The sequence below is a fragment of the Pacificibacter marinus genome (assembly GCF_018860665.1).
GTDB classification, from domain to species: domain Bacteria; phylum Pseudomonadota; class Alphaproteobacteria; order Rhodobacterales; family Rhodobacteraceae; genus Celeribacter; species Celeribacter marinus_A.
The window spans coordinates 223,182-238,659 of record NZ_JAHKPK010000018.1; the positions used below are offsets into that span (position 1 = coordinate 223,182).

Sequence of the window (15,478 nt, forward strand, 5' to 3'; positions counted from 1 at the left end):
AATCGTTTTATACAATTTTATTTTATAAATAAGCTCTGCCATGATGGTCACATCAACAAACGAACCGATTTCAAACCAATAGGGAGATGAAAATGACCAAACGTTTGACCACTACAGCGGGTGCGCCCGTTTCGCACAACGACACCTCAAAAACCGCAGGCCCGCGCGGCCCTGTAATGCTTGATGATTACCAGTTGATTGAAAAGCTGGCCCATCAAAACCGCGAGCGCATTCCTGAGCGTGTGGTTCACGCCAAAGGTTGGGGCGCACAAGGAACGTTCACAGTCACCCATGACATTTCGAACTACACCACAGCGAAGTTGTTTTCAAAAGTGGGCAACACCTGTGAAATCCTGTCACGGTGGTCCACCGTTGCGGGCGAACTTGGCGCGGCGGATGCCGAACGTGATGTGCGTGGCTTTTCGGTGAAATTCTACACCGAAGAAGGCAACTGGGACGTTGTTGGCAACAACACGCCAATCTTTTTTATCCGCGATGCATTCAAATTCCCTGACTTCATCCGCACACAAAAACGTCACCCGAAAAGCAATCTGCGCTCTCCTGAAGCGATGTTTGATTTCTGGGCCGCTCATCCTGAATCCGTGCATCAAGTGACCATTTTGATGTCTGATCGCGGCATCCCTGTGAACCCGATGCACATGCACGGCTACGGATCACATACATATTCCATGTGGAATGCCGACGGGTCGCGCGTTTGGGTGAAATTCCACTTCCGCAATCAGCAAGGCATCAAGAACTACATGAACGATGAGGCGGAAAACCTGATTGCTAAGACGCGCGAAAGCTACCAAGAAGATTTGTATGGCGCGATTGAAGCTGGCAATTTCCCGAAATGGGAACTTAACATTCAGGTGATGAACGAAGAAGACGCTGAAAAGCAGGATTTCAACCCGTTTGATCTGACCAAAGTCTGGCCGCATGACGATTTTCCATTGATCCCAGTGGGCATGTTGGAATTCAACAAAAACCCAGACAACTACTTCCAAATGATTGAAAATGCGGCCTATTCGCCATCAAATAAAATCCCAGGCATCGGCTTTAGCCCTGACAAAATGTTGCAAGCGCGTGTGTTTTCTTACGCTGATGCGCATCGTTACCGCCTTGGCACGCATTATGAATCTTTGCCAGCCAATGCGCCCAAATGCCCTGTGCATCACTACCATAAGGACGGCGCGATGAACTTTAACGCGCCAAACACAGGCCACCCAGAGGCTTACTATGAGCCCAACCAATATGAATCCAGCGCCAAAGCTGATCCAAGCGTGGCCGAGCCCCCGCTGAAAATCTCAGGCGACGCGGATAAATATGTGGTTGAAATGGAAGATGCGGACTACGTGCAGCCGCGCAAACTCTACGCCGAAGTGATCGGCGATGAAGAACGCTCGCGTCTTCACATGACCATGGCCGGCGCGATGGCCCCTTGCTCCACATCCGTGCGTGAGCGTTGGTTCGAAGTGCTTGGCAAAGTGCACCCTGCCTATGAAGCTGGCGTGCGCGGCGCGCTGGATGAAATCGACAACGCATAATTTGCGCCCGACCTAAACATAAAACGCCCCTCACTGCGCAAGCGAGGGGCGTTTTCTCTCAGGTTTTAGACAGATAGCATTAACCAATAAGGCCATTACCCAATAAGGTTTGAATACCCAGCCTCATCAAAATGACGTTTAAGACGTTGCAATGCGATCCGCAGCACCACCTTGCCAGAGCGCGCAGACCAGCCCATGCGTTTCTCGGCCTTCTCCATACCTTCCAAATAGCAACAACAGCGCAGCGCCACATCGCCAAGTCCGGGGCCCAAATCCATCAAAGCCGCAGCCACACGGGCTTTAGCAGCATCAGGACCAAAGCCCGACGCATCGCCATTAAAAGGACTGCGCGTGCCTTCCGTTAAAAACCGATCCCAGTTTTTGGTCGCACGCGGACTCATCTGCGCCAGTTCAAAATCTTCGCGCAAACGCTCGGCTGCGGCCACAAGTTCGGGACTAAGGAACATTTCACCATCTTTATCGCGGCGCCGCGACAGAGTCATCACAGAGCTCTCGGCCGCATTGTAGCGCATACGTTTTGGCTTATCTGTCTGCGCGCCAGCCATATCTTTGACAGCCCAAACACGCTGTGCCGTGCCAAAACTGGACTGCGCTTCTGCAAATCCAGCCTGCGCACTCTCATGCGCCGCGACAAGACGCTTCAGCGCGGCACGCCCCGCAGAGGTAATCGTATAGCGGGTGATTTTGCCTTTTTCTTGCGCCGATATCCAGTCTTTAAGAGCCATAGCTTGCGCGATAGGTCTATCCAAGACAGCCGTACGTGTCGTGCGCCCATCAGGTAAATCGCGAACGACAACGGCCTTTTCCATATCTTTAGCCACGGCCAAACAGGCCCCCGGTTCACTTAAACGGCGCAAAATACGGCGCGCCTCGCGTTCAATCGTCGCGTCATCGGGGGGCGTCGCTGCTTCAGTGTCCGAAAAGTTTGTAAATTTGCTCATAGCTGATGTGTCCTTCGATCTTATGAGAGGCCGCGCTGGGGTGTCGGATGACGGGGGCATCGTGGAGTACTGACCGAGCGAACTTAGAGCTTCATCAATCAGTGGATCATCGCGTTTCAATTCGATTTTGCGCACTTGGCGCATGACCGTAGAGGGCGCGCAGCCGCCGTTACGAGCCAAAGCACGAATGGTTTGACCGTGTTCGGTATGATCCAGATACCGCTTGGCTTCTTGTGGCACCCAATTGGGCAAAGCGCCCTTTGTTTTGCCTATACTGTTACCGTATTCCAACATTCTCTCCCCGCAGACCTAAGCCTGATGTCTCTGCTCCAGAACCAACAGATCGTGCTCCAAAGTTTCTAATTCGGAAACAATCATAATTTTTACTTAAAATTGTATCGAATCTCTAAACAACCTTGGGTTGCATTGATTACCTAAAAGTTAATTGTCACGCCTTAGTCTTACTTTCGCCACATTTCATAAATGGTGCAGGAACAGACCGTTCGCATTTTGGAAACAATACGCAACACACGTTTAGGTTGTGCTTATCTCTCTTCATACGGCCGAAATTCAACATGAACGCCGCAATCAACGCTGCGCCCCACGGCACAGCCCACATACCAAGGAGAGACCCATGACAGATATCAACACAGTTCTCGCATCCCTACGCCGCCCAAGCTTGTTGATCCGCGCCGCACGGTTTGGATTGACCGACTACAACCGTACACGTGACCTCAAACGCGTTATGGGCACATCCACGTGTCTCGCCCCTGCCCGCGTCATCGACGGCTTGATCGAAAAAGAAGCTCATTTTGAAGCAACCCGCAAAAAAGGTGATGCGGGGTAGAGCGTCGCGCGTCATATCGAAGTTCTGATCGCCCTGATGGCCGAGGCCCGCCTGTTACCACGCGGCCCCCAAGCGGTGTAGAGCAGACAGAAATTTCATCTAGAGCCGCGCTTAAGTCCCTCAAACATGCTGTTTGGGGGATTTTTCTACGCCACGAGTGGCAAAACTCACGCTTGGGTGTTCAAACCATCTTGCCTCAAAGCGCAACTGAGCCTAAACGCTGGACTATGACCAGCACATCCCATGACCGCCTCCTCATTATCGACTTTGGCTCCCAAGTGACGCAGCTGATTGCGCGTCGTTTGCGTGAATCCAATGTCTATTGCGAAATTCACCCCTATCAGAATGTCACAGACGCATTTTTGGCCGATTTCGCGCCAAAAGCTGTGATCTTGTCTGGTGGCCCAGACAGCGTCACGCGCGAGGGCAGCCCCCGCGCACCGCAAAGCCTGTTCGACATGGGCGTGCCGATTTTGGGCATCTGTTATGGTCAGCAGACCATGATGGAACAGCTTGGCGGCAAGGTCGAAAGCGGCCATGGCACTGCGGAATTTGGTCGTGCCTTTGTCACCCCGAATGATCACAAACTCGATCTTTTGGACGGCTGGTTTGCAAATGGCAAAGAGCAGGTCTGGATGTCGCACGGCGACCATGTGTCACAAATCGCCCCCGGTTTCGAAGTCTATGGCACCTCGCCAAACGCGCCTTGCGCCATCATTGCCGATGCCAGCCGTCATTTCTATGCTGTGCAATTCCACCCCGAAGTGCACCACACGCCCAATGGCGCGAAACTCTATGAAAACTTCGTCAAGCTCGCGGGCTTCACCGGCGATTGGACGATGGCGGGCTATAAAGACCAAGCCATCGCAGCCATTCGCGAACAGGTTGGCGACAAACAGGTTATTTGTGGCCTTTCCGGTGGTGTTGACAGCTCGGTCACGGCGATTTTGCTGCACGAAGCCATCGGCGAGCAATTGACATGTGTGTTTGTGGACCACGGCTTGCTGCGCCTGAATGAAGCGGCGGAAGTCGTGAAAATGTTCCGCGACAATTACAACATCAAATTGATCCATGCGGATGAGTCCGATCTATTCCTTGGCGAATTGGATGGCGTCTCTGATCCTGAAACCAAGCGCAAGATCATCGGCAAGCTGTTCATTGACGTGTTCCAAAAATACGCCAATGGCATTGAGGGCGCAGAGTTCTTGGCCCAAGGCACGCTTTACCCTGATGTGATCGAATCTGTGTCTTTCTCTGGTGGCCCAAGTGTGACCATCAAATCGCACCACAATGTGGGCGGTTTGCCAGAAAAAATGGGCCTCAAACTGGTTGAGCCACTGCGCGAATTGTTCAAAGACGAAGTGCGCGCATTGGGTCTTGAGCTTGGTCTGCCTGCCTCCTTTATCGGGCGTCACCCTTTCCCTGGTCCGGGCCTTGCGATCCGCTGCCCTGGTGAAATCACCCGCGAAAAACTTGCGATCCTGCAGCAAGCTGATGCGGTCTACATCGATCAAATCCGCAAACACGGGTTGTACGACGAAATCTGGCAGGCTTTTGCTGCGATTTTGCCGATGAAAACTGTGGGCGTGATGGGCGATGGGCGCACTTACGATTATGCTGTGGCTATTCGCGCGGTGACCTCTGTCGATGGCATGACCGCTGACACCTACCCGTTCACCCATGAATTTATGGGCGAGACGATGACCCGCATTATCAATGAGGTCAAAGGCGTGAACCGCGTGTTCTACGATTTGACGTCGAAACCACCGGGCACAATCGAGCTTGAGTGATATGATTTCAGGAAGGCGCCCTTTGGGGCGTCTTTTTTTTGCAACCTGCTCAGATTTCCCACAGGCGGTATGAGCCTTTGCGCATAGATTGAGATTGCAGCAGCCCATCTGCGTCATTAGCAAGGACGTCATGGGAAAAGTATTACTCACAGGCACAATGCGCTGCGACGCAGATGAGGTTGAGACCGTTTTGGCGCTCATGGACAAACATATGCGCCTATCGCAAGCCGAACCCGGATGTTTGCAATTTGAATTGTGGCAAGATGAACTTGACCCTCGCAGCTTTCACGTCAGCGAAGTCTTTCGATCCGAGCGTGATTTCGAAGCCCATCAAGACCGCGCGCGTTCGTCTGATTGGGGTCGCGTGACACGTCATATGTCCCGTGACTTTAACAAGAGTTCCGCATGACAGCGCAAACGCATCCACTCAAAGCCGCCGCATGGATGATGGGGGCCGTGTTTGGGTTCTCGCTGCTTGCTGTGGCGGGGCGTCAACTTGCGCTTGGGCTTGATACCTTTGAAATCATGACCTATCGGTCGTTGGTTGGTGTCATAACGGTCACGGGAATTGCCTTTCTGACGGGGCGCAGAGATCACATCAAAGCCAGCGCGCTGCATTTGCACTTTGCGCGCAACCTCAGTCATTTTGCGGGGCAAAACCTGTGGCTCTTTGCCTTGACGCTCATTCCATTAGCGCAATTGTTTGCCTTGGAATTTGCCTATCCAATACTTGTCGCGATTGGCGCTGTTTTGTTCTTAGGCGAGCGCGTCAACGGTCTGCGAGCACTGTCTTTTGGCATCGGGTTTATCGGCATCTTGATTGTCGCGCGCCCCTTTGGGTCTGGCGGATTGTCCATCGGATTGCTCAGCGCCATGGCTTGTGCCTTGGGGTTTGCAGGGTCTGCGCTGTTCACCAAAAAGCTAACGCAAACCGCCAATGTCACGCTGATTTCGATCATGTTTTGGTTGTCCTTGATGCAAATGGGCATGGGATTGATCTGCGCAGGCTTTGACGGCGATATGGTTTTACCATCCGCGCAACACTGGCCTTGGATTGTCGTCATTTCCTTGTCTGGTCTAGGCGCACATATGTGTTTGACCCAAGCACTGTCTTTGGCCCCTGCCTCCATCGTCACGCCCATCGATTTTCTGCGACTTCCGCTGATAGCGGTGATTGGCATGATGTTTTATGGTGAAGGACTTGATGTCTACGTCTTTGTCGGCGCTGCCATTATATTTGGGGCTAATTATATGAACATATTGATGGAATCGCGCAACAGGGTCTAAGAAACCTCTCTTCAGAGCCCCATATGCTACATTATGACGCGGCGTTAGAATTGCGCGAAATTCAGCCGATGTTTAGCCTTGATCCATAATAACAAATAAGAGATTCGAGCATTTAGCTCGATGGGAGGACTGTTATGAAGCACACGACACTTTTTGTTTTAGGCCTTGTTACGGCTGCAACAGGCGCAAGCGCGGGCGGCATGGATCGCTCGGGCCAATCTATTGCACCCATTTTCGAAGACGGCACTTATGTCGAGCTGACCTATGGGTCCGTCACGCCAAGCGTGTCAGGAACACTTGGCGTCAGTTCTGGATCAATGGCTCCCTCCTACAACCTTTTTTCTGGCGCCTATAAACGCGACCTATCAGATGTACTGTCAATGGCACTTATCATTGATCAACCGTTTGGCGCCGATGTCGATTACCCGACGGGCACAGGCTATGCCTTGGCTGGATCAAACGCGAAGGTGACAACAACAGGCGTCACAGCCTTGCTGCGGTATAAGCTGAGTGATCGATTTTCTGTTCATGGCGGGATCAAACATCTGACCTCTCACGGCGAAGTCGAATTGCCATTTGCGGGTTACACCATGTCGACCACCACAGAGTCTGATTGGGGTTACCTTGTTGGGGCTGCTTACGAAATTCCGGATATCGCTTTGCGCGCATCGCTGACCTATAGTTCAGCAACCGATATCAATTTCACGGCCTCAGAAACGCTGTTGGGGGTTGGCTCAGCGGATTCAGCACTGGACGTCACTCTGCCCCAGTCGGTGAACTTCGATTTTCAAACGGGGATCGCCGCAGATACTCTTTTGATGTTTTCGGCCCGTTGGGCTGAATGGACAAGCACCACAATCACGCCTAATCTGTACACAACCTTTGTTGATCCAGGTGAAAACTTGGTGGATCATGACAATGACACCATATCTTACAGCCTTGGCATAGGACGCCGTTTCAATGAACAATGGTCTGGATCTTTGTCCGTGGGCTATGAAAAGACTCACGGCGGGGTGTCTGGAAACCTGTCACCAACAGATGGCTACACATCCCTCACGGCGGGCCTCAAATACCAAATCAATGCGCAAACAGCCCTATCCGGCGGTGCATCTTATGTTTGGATCGGTGATACGACGACGGATATCGCAGGCAACGCCACCGATTTCTCGGACAACACGGCCTTTGGGTTTGGATTTAAACTGTCTCATACGTTTTAAATCCATATAGAAATAAAAATATAAGGCCCTGCTGATGCGGGGCCTTTTCGTATTTGAAAGACATATTCATCAATTTTTGTGATGACGATTTACACAATTTCCGGTTTGCCAATGCGGCCTGTCAAAGCCACTGTCGCGCAACACATTCAAAGGACAGGCCAATGGCTCCACAAAAAGTAATTTCTCTGTCCGCATGGATCGGTCTTGGACTTATGGGTCTATTTTGGGGCGGGTCATTTTTGTCGATTGAATTGATGCTGCGCCAAATGCCTTTCGAAACATTGGTCGCTCTGCGTATTTCTGGCGGCGCAGTGGCGCTTTGGGCCTATGTGTTGATACGAGGTTATGACATACCGCGCGCCCCGCGCATTTGGATATCCTTTTTGCTCATCGGATTCATCAACGTGGCCATGCCTTTTGGTCTGATCACTTGGGGACAGCAATATATCCCTTCAGGGCTTGCAGGGATTTTGAATGCCTCAACGGCCCTGTTCGGCCCAATTGTGGCGACACTTGTCTTTGCAGATGAACGACTTGGCCTACGCAAAGCCGTCGGTGTGCTGTTTGGCTTTTTCGGCGTTGCCACTGTGATCGGGTTGAATGCGATCCTCAGTTTTGATCTGACATCCGCAGGCCAACTTGCCCTGCTGGGCGCGGGCATTTGTTACGCCATTGGTGCCAGCTCAGTGCGTGTCCATTTGACGGGCATCCCCCTAGAGGTTTCAGCGGCAGGCATGATCGGCGGCGGTGCGATGTGGATGGTTCCAGTGGCGCTTTACATGCACGGGATGCCTGAGTTTGCCAGTTTTAACAGCACCACCCTAGGCGCTTGGGCCTATGTCTCGCTTATCTCCACTGGGCTTGCCTATTTGATTTTGTTCTATGTGATCAAATCGGCAGGATCAGGAAACGCCACGCTGGTCACTTTGGTCGCTGCCCCCGTATCGGTGATTTTGGGCGCTTTGGTGTTGAATGAAACCCTACATTTCGAGGCCTATATCGGTTTTACCTTAATCGCTTTGGGTCTCTTGATCATCGACGGGCGTCTGATCCGGCGATTGGGGCTTAAAAGCCTAGCTTAACCGCGGTCTGTATCTGCCGCCCTCTTGATCCTCTGCGCTCTGCGTGGCACTCAAGACAGAACGTAAAGCGTTGCGCGAAAAGGACAGCCGATGATCTATGAAAACAGTGAAGCTTGGCTTGCCAGCCCGCACAAACGTGTGGTGTTTTTCGCCATGTCTGGCTTGGGCAAAACCCATATGTCCAGCATGTTGCGCGCCACAGGTCAGTGGTATCATTATTCCATCGATTACCGGATCGGCACGCGCTATTTGAATGAGGCGATTGACGACAATCTCAAACGTCTCGCGATGAAAGAACCTTATTTGCGTGAGTTGCTTTTGTCTGACAGCATTCGCATCAAAGCCAACCTGAGCTTTGAAAACCTATCACCTGTTTCGGGTTATCTGGGCCAACCGGGGAACGAGACTTTGGGCGGTTTGCCGATTTCCGAATATCGTCGCCGCCAAGAGCAGTTCCGCACCGCTGAAATAGCTGCCTTGATGGACACAGCCGCCTTTTTGGAAAAATCCCAAAACCTCTATGATTACCCGAACTTTGTCTGCGATACAGGCGGGTCTATCGTTGAATGGGCTGATCCTGATAACCCAGATGATCCGATCCTTAAATCACTGTCAGAGCAGGCTTTGTTGGTATGGATCAAAGGCTCGGATGCGCATACGGACGAATTGATCCGCCGCTTCAACACCGCACCCAAACCTATGGCCTACCGGCCAGAATTTTTGACCGACTGTTGGGAAGACTTCATCGAAGAAAATGGCGTGACAGAAGATCGCGTGAACCCTTATGATTTCATTCGATATTCATACAAACGGTCGATGATTTCGCGTCAGCCGCGTTATGCCAAAATGGCCGAATGGGGCGTGACCGTTGACGCCGGCATTATGGGCGCTGCAAAAACCGCTGACGATTTTGCCGCTATCATCGCTGCTGCGCTTGATGAAAAAGCCGCGAACACCTAAATACACAGGCCCACTCTTTGCGCCTCACCTGTACAGAAAGCCGATCCAATGCCCATCACCTTGCCAGAAACCCTACCTGCCTTTGATGTCCTGTCGACAGAGGGCGTTATGGTTATGGGGCTTGGGCGCGCGCAGACGCAAGAAATTCGGCCATTGCGCATTGCTTTGCTCAACCTGATGCCGAAGAAAATTCAAACCGAAAACCAATTTGCACGTCTGATCGGTGCGACGCCGTTACAGATTGATTTTCAACTGATCCGCATGAGTGAGCACCAAACCAAAAACACCGCTGCGGAACATATGGCGCAGTTTTATCGCCCCTTTGATGAGGTTAAAGCCTCAGGCGAAAAATTTGACGGTTTGATCATCACTGGCGCCCCGATTGAACATCTGCCCTTTGACGACGTGACCTATTGGGGGGAACTCCAAGAGGTGTTCGACTGGACCCAAACCCATGTGCATTCCACATTTGGCGTGTGCTGGGGCGGCATGGCGATGATCAACTATTTCCATGGTGTTAAAAAACATATCTTAAACAACAAAGCCTTTGGCCTGTTCAAACAAAACAACCTCGCGCCTGCCTCACCCTATTTGCGTGGATTTTCGGACGAATGCTTCATTCCAGTCAGCCGCTGGACAGAAATGCGTATGTCTGAGATTGAAGCCGCCCCCGGCTTGGTGCCCTTGCTCGGCTCAGATGAAACTGGGCCATGTCTTGTGCAAGACACAGATCACCGTGCGCTCTATATCTTTAATCACTTCGAATATGACACAGACACGCTGCACGAAGAACTGATGCGCGACAAACAATCCGGCAAGCCCATACTTTTGCCGCAAAATTATTATCATAATGACGATCCGAGCCAACGGCCTGTGAACAGATGGCGCTCTCACGCGCATTTGCTTTATGGCAATTGGATCAATGAAATTTATCAATCGACCCATTATGATTTGGACAAAATAGGTGCTTAGCACAGTCATCATTCTCATTTTGACCACTGCCGTAACATTTACCTTCGCGCGATATCGTATGCGACATGCTGAACGTCTTGCCCCTATGCGCGGGCAGTTGGTCACCGGGCGTGGCGGCGCAACCATTCACGTGGAAACGTACGGTCCTGCGCGCGCGCAGCCTTTGATCATGATTCACGGCATGTCAGGATCGACTTATGACATGACGCATTCGTTGCTGCCGGAACTGGAAAACGAATTCCGTGTCTATATTGTTGACCGCCCGGGGTTTGGATATTCTCCGATGCTTGATCACGGCGAAGACTTACAATCGCAGGCACGCGCCATACGCGAGGCGGTGTTCGCATTGGACAGTCGCAAACCGATTGTTTTAGGCCATTCTTATGGCGGGGCTGTGGCTCTCGCGATGGCACTGGATGCCCCTGAAACCTTGGCTGCACTTGTGCTTTTGTCTGCCCCGTCACATCAATGGGCGGGCGCCCCTGTACTGCTCTATCGCATTTTAACAACACCCATACTTGGCTCTATTGCCGCTTGGTTGATCGCGGCTTACGTGCCGAATTCCTATATTCATACGCAAATTAAAGCGGTTTTCGCCCCGCAACCTATTCCTGACGGCTACATAAAGACCTACCAACCGATACGGGCGCTGCGCCCTAGCACCTATGTGCTGAACGCGCGTCAACGGATCGCGCTTAAAGCGCAACTGGCCGATATGGAACCGCGCTATCCGACGATTGGTCTGCCTGTCGAAAGTGTTCATGGCACCGCCGATACCACCGTGCCGCACCTGATCCATGCCATTCCTTTGGACAACCAGATGCAGGTAAACCGCTTGGTGGAACTTGGCGGCATTGGCCATATGCCACATCATTGCGCCTTAGAAGATGTGGAACACGCTGTTTACCGCGCCGCGTCCCGCGCTGCACTGGATTAACAGTGGCGCTTTTGCGCGCGGCTCATTGCACTGCCTCCATAAACGCCCCATATTGGGGAAAACACGGCCCAAAACCATACGAATGAGGCAGTCTATGACCGAGTTACCTTTTGATGGCGGCATCTCAAAATTCTATTCCACCCAAGCCCCCGCTGACATTCGCAAAGCTGTGGAACAGGGCGGCAAAAAGGATATTTTATCCCCAAGCTACCCCTACGACAAATGGATGAAGAAATCCGATTACGAGGATGAGATCAACGCGCTGCAACGCGAGTTGGTAAAGTTTTTGAGCGATGTGAACACCACAGGAAAACGCGTTGTTGTGGTTTTTGAAGGCCGTGATGCGGCAGGCAAAGGCGGCACGATTAAGCGGTTCCGCGAAAACCTGAACCCGCGTTCGACACGGGTCGTGGCCTTGCCGAAGCCCTCGGACCGCGAAAGTGGCGAATGGTATTTTCAACGTTACATCAAGCACCTACCAACGACTGGTGAAGTGGTCTTGTTTGATCGTTCTTGGTACAATCGCGGCGTTGTGGAAAAGGTGTTTGGCTTTTGCAGCGATGCAGAGCGCAGACATTTTTTCAATCAAGTGCCCGCCTTCGAGCAGATGCTCATCGATGATGGCATTCTGCTGTTCAAAGTCTGGTTGAACGTTGGCCGCGCTGAACAGTTGCGCCGCTTTCTAGATCGTGAAAAAGATGAATTGAAGCAATGGAAGCTGTCCGGCATTGACGTCAAAGGCTTGTCAAAATGGGACGCCTATACGGACGCAATTACTGAAACGTTAAGACGCACGCACAGTGATACAGCCCCTTGGACGGTTGTGCGTTCTGACGATAAATACCGTGCACGACTGAACGCCATTCGCGCAGTGTTGAGCCAGATCGACTATAAGGACAAAGATGTAGATGTCGCCCATGCGCCAGACGTGAAAATCACGGGCGGGCCTGAAATGTTGGACACGGGGTCCGAGACCTAATGGCAAAACGCGGCTACCATCATGGCAATCTACGCCAAGCGCTTGTGGATGCAGCCTTGACCTTGATCGAGGCCAAAGGCCCGACGGGGTTTACCCTGTCCGAGGCTGCGAAAACAGCTGGCGTAACACCGGCTGCGGTCTATCGCCATTTTGAAGGCCGCGAAGATTTGATCGCCGAAATTGCCCGTCAAGGCTTTGAGATGTTCGCCGATTTGCTTGAATACGCATATGAAAAAGGCCTGCCGTCTGATCGTGCGGCTTTTGAAGCAACGGGACGCGCCTATTTGGCCTTTGCACGCAAATACCCCGGTCACTATGTGGCGATGTTTGAAAGTGGGGTTTCAATCCAACGCACGCCTGAGCTTTATAAAGTGTCATCACGTGCATTGGGCGTTTTGGAAAAATCTGCCGCGAAATTATCAGAACATATTCCCGCGGACAGACGCCCCCCACCGCAGATGTTTTCTGCGCATATTTGGGCGATGAGCCACGGCGTGGTGGAACTGTTTGCCCGCAATTCACCAGGCAGCAAAAGCCCCTTCCCGCCTGAAGATTTGCTTGAGACAGGCATCGGAATCTATCTGCGCGGGCTTGGACTTATTCCGGCCGACGAGTGAGGCTTTGCTTCACCTATGTGCGTCTTATCACTGCCTTATGTGATGTTATGCGCGCCCATAAACACAGACATGACACGATCCACCATCTGTGGTGTCACGCTGCGTAGATTGGCTTCAAAGGCAGGAATATCTTGCGCCCATGTGGTGACCAGCTCATAGGAAGGAAAATAATCTACCGCACTGTTTTCATTGGTCATTTCGCCCGCCGCAGCCCGCAAAACCGCTTTGGAATAGGTCGTCGCCGCCAAGACATGTTCATTAGACGCCGTCGCCGTCAAGGGCACGGGCGAGACTGTCAAAAGCAATTTCATATCGGGGTTTACCGCTGTGAGCGCAGTATAGATTGCTTCTAAATCATCCACGAGTTCATCAAAGGCAAAGTTGTGAAAACGGTAGCGTGCGGGATCATATTCGCCCGCAATCACACCGGGTGCCAGCGCCATCACGCGCCCCACTTTATCATCCATCCACGCCTCGGTTAACCCTAAGGTGAATACAAAGATATCAGTGTCGATCAGCAGTCGGCGCACACAAGCCAAATGCGCGCGGCGTTGATCCATTGCCACGCTCAAGCTGTCAAATCCGTCAGGCTTAACGCCCGGGCGAAGCGCATCGAAAAAGCGGTTCTCTTTTTGCCAAAACAGATCTTCATGCACTCTGTCTTGTGCCACATCATCCAGCAACTCGCGCAACTGACGCGGCGTATAAATATTGCCGTAACGCGCAGAGTAAATGCCATAGCTGAGGCGTTTCGCATCCTCTTCGCTCAATCCCGCAGGTGCGGGCTCGGCATCAAGCACCGTCATACCCTGCCCTTTGAGTCTGCGGCCAATATGCTGTGCGAAACAACTGCCTGCGGTGGCGATTGCCGTCTTATCCGAGATTTTAAATTTCGGTGAAAACACATCAGGCCAAAGCGTTTTGTCAGTTTCAACAACACCACTGCGCCAATAGGCCTTATCAGACAGATTTGAATAAGGGGATGTCACTGCCAAAATGCTCCGGTTCGATTGCAACCACTATGCAACGCATCATCGGTCATTCCAAGAGGCGGTTTTCCTGTGCATCCCCAGAGCAGCAAGAGAAAAAGGCCGCCCAAAGGCGACCTTTTGAAACTTGGTATGGCCGAGGGTAAAAAACCCAAAACCAAAAGCAATTAACGCTTTGAGAACTGGAAGCTCTTACGCGCTTTTGCACGACCAAATTTCTTACGCTCAACAACACGAGAATCGCGTGTGAGAAAGCCAGCTGCTTTCAAAGCGCCGCGCAACTCAGGAGTGTAGAGTTGGAGAGCTTTGGAAATACCGTGCTTAACCGCACCAGCTTGACCAGACAAACCGCCACCTTTGACTGTTGCGAAGACGTCGAATTCGCCTTCAACACCAGCAACGGTAAATGGCTGACGCAAGATCATTTGCAGCACTGGGCGTGCAAAGTATTTGTCTTGGTCTTTGCCATTGATGACAACTTTACCGGAACCCGCTTTGATCCAAACACGTGCAACAGCGTCCTTACGTTTACCAGTCGCGTAAGCACGACCAAGCGCGTCACGTACAGGCTCGCGTGGGGCTGCAACTTCGACAACAGCTTCTGCGCCAACAGCGTTAAGCTCTTCCAATGATTTGATTTCATCAGTCATGATTATGCGCTCCGAGTGTTTTTAGAGTTCATGGACTTAACGTCGAGAACTTCTGGGTTCTGAGCTTCGTGTGGGTGCTCTGTGCCAGCGTAAACACGCAGGTTCGTCATTTGCTGACGAGACAGTTTACCACCTGGAAGCATACGCTGAACAGCTTTGGTCACAACACGCTCAGGGTGTTTGCCATCAAGGATTTGCTCCATAGAACGCTGCTTGATTCCACCTGGGTGACCTGTGTGCCAGTAGAACAATTTGTCGGTGCGTTTTTTACCGGTGAGCTGAATTTTGTCAGCGTTCACGATAATAACGTTGTCACCCATGTCCATGGACGGTGTGAAAGATGGCTTGTGTTTGCCACGAAGACGCATAGCGACGATAGACGCGAGACGGCCAAGAACGACGCCTTCAGCGTCGATGATGATCCATTTCTTGTCGATGTCCGCAGGCGTAGCGGAGAAAGTTTTCATAGGACTACCCTTAAAAGGTCGAGAATTCAGATTGGGGTGTTCTATAGGTTTGGCGGGCGCAGTCAAGGGGCACAAAATCAAATTAATCACTATAAAACAATATGTTATAAAATAGGTATTATTTTACCCCACACAATCTCAACTAATTTCAACATCAAATCGGCCCAAAACGTTA

General features: G+C 51.7%; 15 protein-coding genes and 1 pseudogene. 12 read left to right on the top strand and 4 right to left on the bottom strand.

Going from position 1 to position 15,478, the window contains the following annotated elements:
- Window positions 1–92 precede the first annotated feature (92 nt).
- Window positions 93–1,547 carry a catalase gene (locus tag KO497_RS05610; RefSeq protein WP_215942981.1) on the top strand — a complete coding sequence of 485 codons (1,455 nt, stop codon included), beginning with the start codon at window positions 93–95 and terminating at the stop codon, window positions 1,545–1,547.
- Window positions 1,548–1,642: 95 nt separating this feature from the next.
- Here KO497_RS05610 and KO497_RS05615 read toward each other — a convergent pair whose 3' ends face one another.
- Window positions 1,643–2,803: a DUF6456 domain-containing protein gene (locus KO497_RS05615; protein ID WP_215942982.1), complete on the bottom strand. Its 1,161-nt coding sequence runs from the start codon at window positions 2,801–2,803 to the stop codon at window positions 1,643–1,645.
- A gap of 340 nt (window positions 2,804–3,143) precedes the next feature.
- Between KO497_RS05615 and KO497_RS05620 the strand changes: the two are divergent.
- From KO497_RS05620 to KO497_RS05670, 11 genes and pseudogenes are all read left to right on the top strand, one after another.
- Window positions 3,144–3,437, top strand: a pseudogene (locus KO497_RS05620) (DUF6477 family protein).
- Between the two features lie 146 nt (window positions 3,438–3,583).
- Window positions 3,584–5,146 carry a glutamine-hydrolyzing GMP synthase gene (gene guaA, locus KO497_RS05625; RefSeq protein WP_215942983.1) on the top strand — a complete coding sequence of 521 codons (1,563 nt, stop codon included), beginning with the start codon at window positions 3,584–3,586 and terminating at the stop codon, window positions 5,144–5,146.
- Between the two features lie 130 nt (window positions 5,147–5,276).
- On the top strand, window positions 5,277–5,555 hold the full coding sequence (locus KO497_RS05630; RefSeq protein ID WP_215942984.1) for a putative quinol monooxygenase: 279 nt from the start codon (window positions 5,277–5,279) through the stop codon (window positions 5,553–5,555).
- On the top strand, window positions 5,552–6,433 hold the full coding sequence (locus KO497_RS05635; protein ID WP_215942985.1) for a DMT family transporter: 882 nt from the start codon (window positions 5,552–5,554) through the stop codon (window positions 6,431–6,433). Before KO497_RS05630 ends, KO497_RS05635 begins: the two co-directional genes overlap by 4 nt.
- Before the next feature lie 134 nt (window positions 6,434–6,567).
- Entirely contained in the window at window positions 6,568–7,650 is a 1,083-nt protein-coding gene (locus tag KO497_RS05640; protein ID WP_215942986.1) for an OmpP1/FadL family transporter, read from the top strand.
- 161 nt (window positions 7,651–7,811) lie between these two features.
- Entirely contained in the window at window positions 7,812–8,732 is a 921-nt protein-coding gene (locus tag KO497_RS05645; protein WP_215942987.1) for a DMT family transporter, read from the top strand.
- Between the two features lie 90 nt (window positions 8,733–8,822).
- Window positions 8,823–9,692 carry an ATPase gene (locus KO497_RS05650; RefSeq protein ID WP_215942988.1) on the top strand — a complete coding sequence of 290 codons (870 nt, stop codon included), beginning with the start codon at window positions 8,823–8,825 and terminating at the stop codon, window positions 9,690–9,692.
- A 48-nt stretch (window positions 9,693–9,740) separates the two neighbouring features.
- Complete coding sequence (locus KO497_RS05655; protein ID WP_215942989.1) at window positions 9,741–10,664, top strand: homoserine O-succinyltransferase; 924 nt, start codon at window positions 9,741–9,743, stop codon at window positions 10,662–10,664.
- Window positions 10,657–11,601 carry an alpha/beta fold hydrolase gene (locus KO497_RS05660; RefSeq protein ID WP_215942990.1) on the top strand — a complete coding sequence of 315 codons (945 nt, stop codon included), beginning with the start codon at window positions 10,657–10,659 and terminating at the stop codon, window positions 11,599–11,601. Before KO497_RS05655 ends, KO497_RS05660 begins: the two co-directional genes overlap by 8 nt.
- A 94-nt stretch (window positions 11,602–11,695) precedes the next feature.
- The gene (gene ppk2 / locus KO497_RS05665; RefSeq protein WP_215942991.1) at window positions 11,696–12,580 is read left to right on the top strand and encodes a polyphosphate kinase 2; all 885 of its coding nucleotides are present in this window, start codon (window positions 11,696–11,698) and stop codon (window positions 12,578–12,580) included.
- A complete protein-coding gene (locus KO497_RS05670) occupies window positions 12,580–13,197 on the top strand; it encodes a TetR/AcrR family transcriptional regulator (RefSeq protein ID WP_215942992.1) in 618 nt (205 codons plus the stop codon). Before ppk2 ends, KO497_RS05670 begins: the two co-directional genes overlap by 1 nt.
- 35 nt (window positions 13,198–13,232) lie before the next feature.
- Here KO497_RS05670 and KO497_RS05675 read toward each other — a convergent pair whose 3' ends face one another.
- From KO497_RS05675 to rplM, 3 genes are all read right to left on the bottom strand, one after another.
- On the bottom strand, window positions 13,233–14,186 hold the full coding sequence (locus tag KO497_RS05675) for a GSCFA domain-containing protein (RefSeq protein WP_354668092.1): 954 nt from the start codon (window positions 14,184–14,186) through the stop codon (window positions 13,233–13,235).
- Between the two features lie 167 nt (window positions 14,187–14,353).
- Window positions 14,354–14,836 (bottom strand): 30S ribosomal protein S9, encoded by a 483-nt coding sequence (gene rpsI, locus KO497_RS05680; protein ID WP_215942994.1) that lies wholly within the window; start codon window positions 14,834–14,836, stop codon window positions 14,354–14,356.
- A gap of 2 nt (window positions 14,837–14,838) precedes the next feature.
- Window positions 14,839–15,303: a 50S ribosomal protein L13 gene (gene rplM / locus KO497_RS05685; protein ID WP_215942995.1), complete on the bottom strand. Its 465-nt coding sequence runs from the start codon at window positions 15,301–15,303 to the stop codon at window positions 14,839–14,841.
- Window positions 15,304–15,478 lie beyond the last annotated feature (175 nt).

Bases quoted from the DNA above. Each gene is read 5' to 3' on its own strand.
- KO497_RS05610 (WP_215942981.1), top strand. From the start codon at position 93: ATGACCAAACGTTTGACCACTACAGCGGGTGCGCCCGTTTCGCACAAC.
- KO497_RS05615 (WP_215942982.1), bottom strand. From the start codon at position 2,803: ATGTTGGAATACGGTAACAGTATAGGCAAAACAAAGGGCGCTTTGCCC.
- guaA (WP_215942983.1), top strand. From the start codon at position 3,584: ATGACCAGCACATCCCATGACCGCCTCCTCATTATCGACTTTGGCTCC.
- KO497_RS05630 (WP_215942984.1), top strand. From the start codon at position 5,277: ATGGGAAAAGTATTACTCACAGGCACAATGCGCTGCGACGCAGATGAG.
- KO497_RS05635 (WP_215942985.1), top strand. From the start codon at position 5,552: ATGACAGCGCAAACGCATCCACTCAAAGCCGCCGCATGGATGATGGGG.
- KO497_RS05640 (WP_215942986.1), top strand. From the start codon at position 6,568: ATGAAGCACACGACACTTTTTGTTTTAGGCCTTGTTACGGCTGCAACA.
- KO497_RS05645 (WP_215942987.1), top strand. From the start codon at position 7,812: ATGGCTCCACAAAAAGTAATTTCTCTGTCCGCATGGATCGGTCTTGGA.
- KO497_RS05650 (WP_215942988.1), top strand. From the start codon at position 8,823: ATGATCTATGAAAACAGTGAAGCTTGGCTTGCCAGCCCGCACAAACGT.
- KO497_RS05655 (WP_215942989.1), top strand. From the start codon at position 9,741: ATGCCCATCACCTTGCCAGAAACCCTACCTGCCTTTGATGTCCTGTCG.
- ppk2 (WP_215942991.1), top strand. From the start codon at position 11,696: ATGACCGAGTTACCTTTTGATGGCGGCATCTCAAAATTCTATTCCACC.
- KO497_RS05670 (WP_215942992.1), top strand. From the start codon at position 12,580: ATGGCAAAACGCGGCTACCATCATGGCAATCTACGCCAAGCGCTTGTG.
- rpsI (WP_215942994.1), bottom strand. From the start codon at position 14,836: ATGACTGATGAAATCAAATCATTGGAAGAGCTTAACGCTGTTGGCGCA.
- rplM (WP_215942995.1), bottom strand. From the start codon at position 15,303: ATGAAAACTTTCTCCGCTACGCCTGCGGACATCGACAAGAAATGGATC.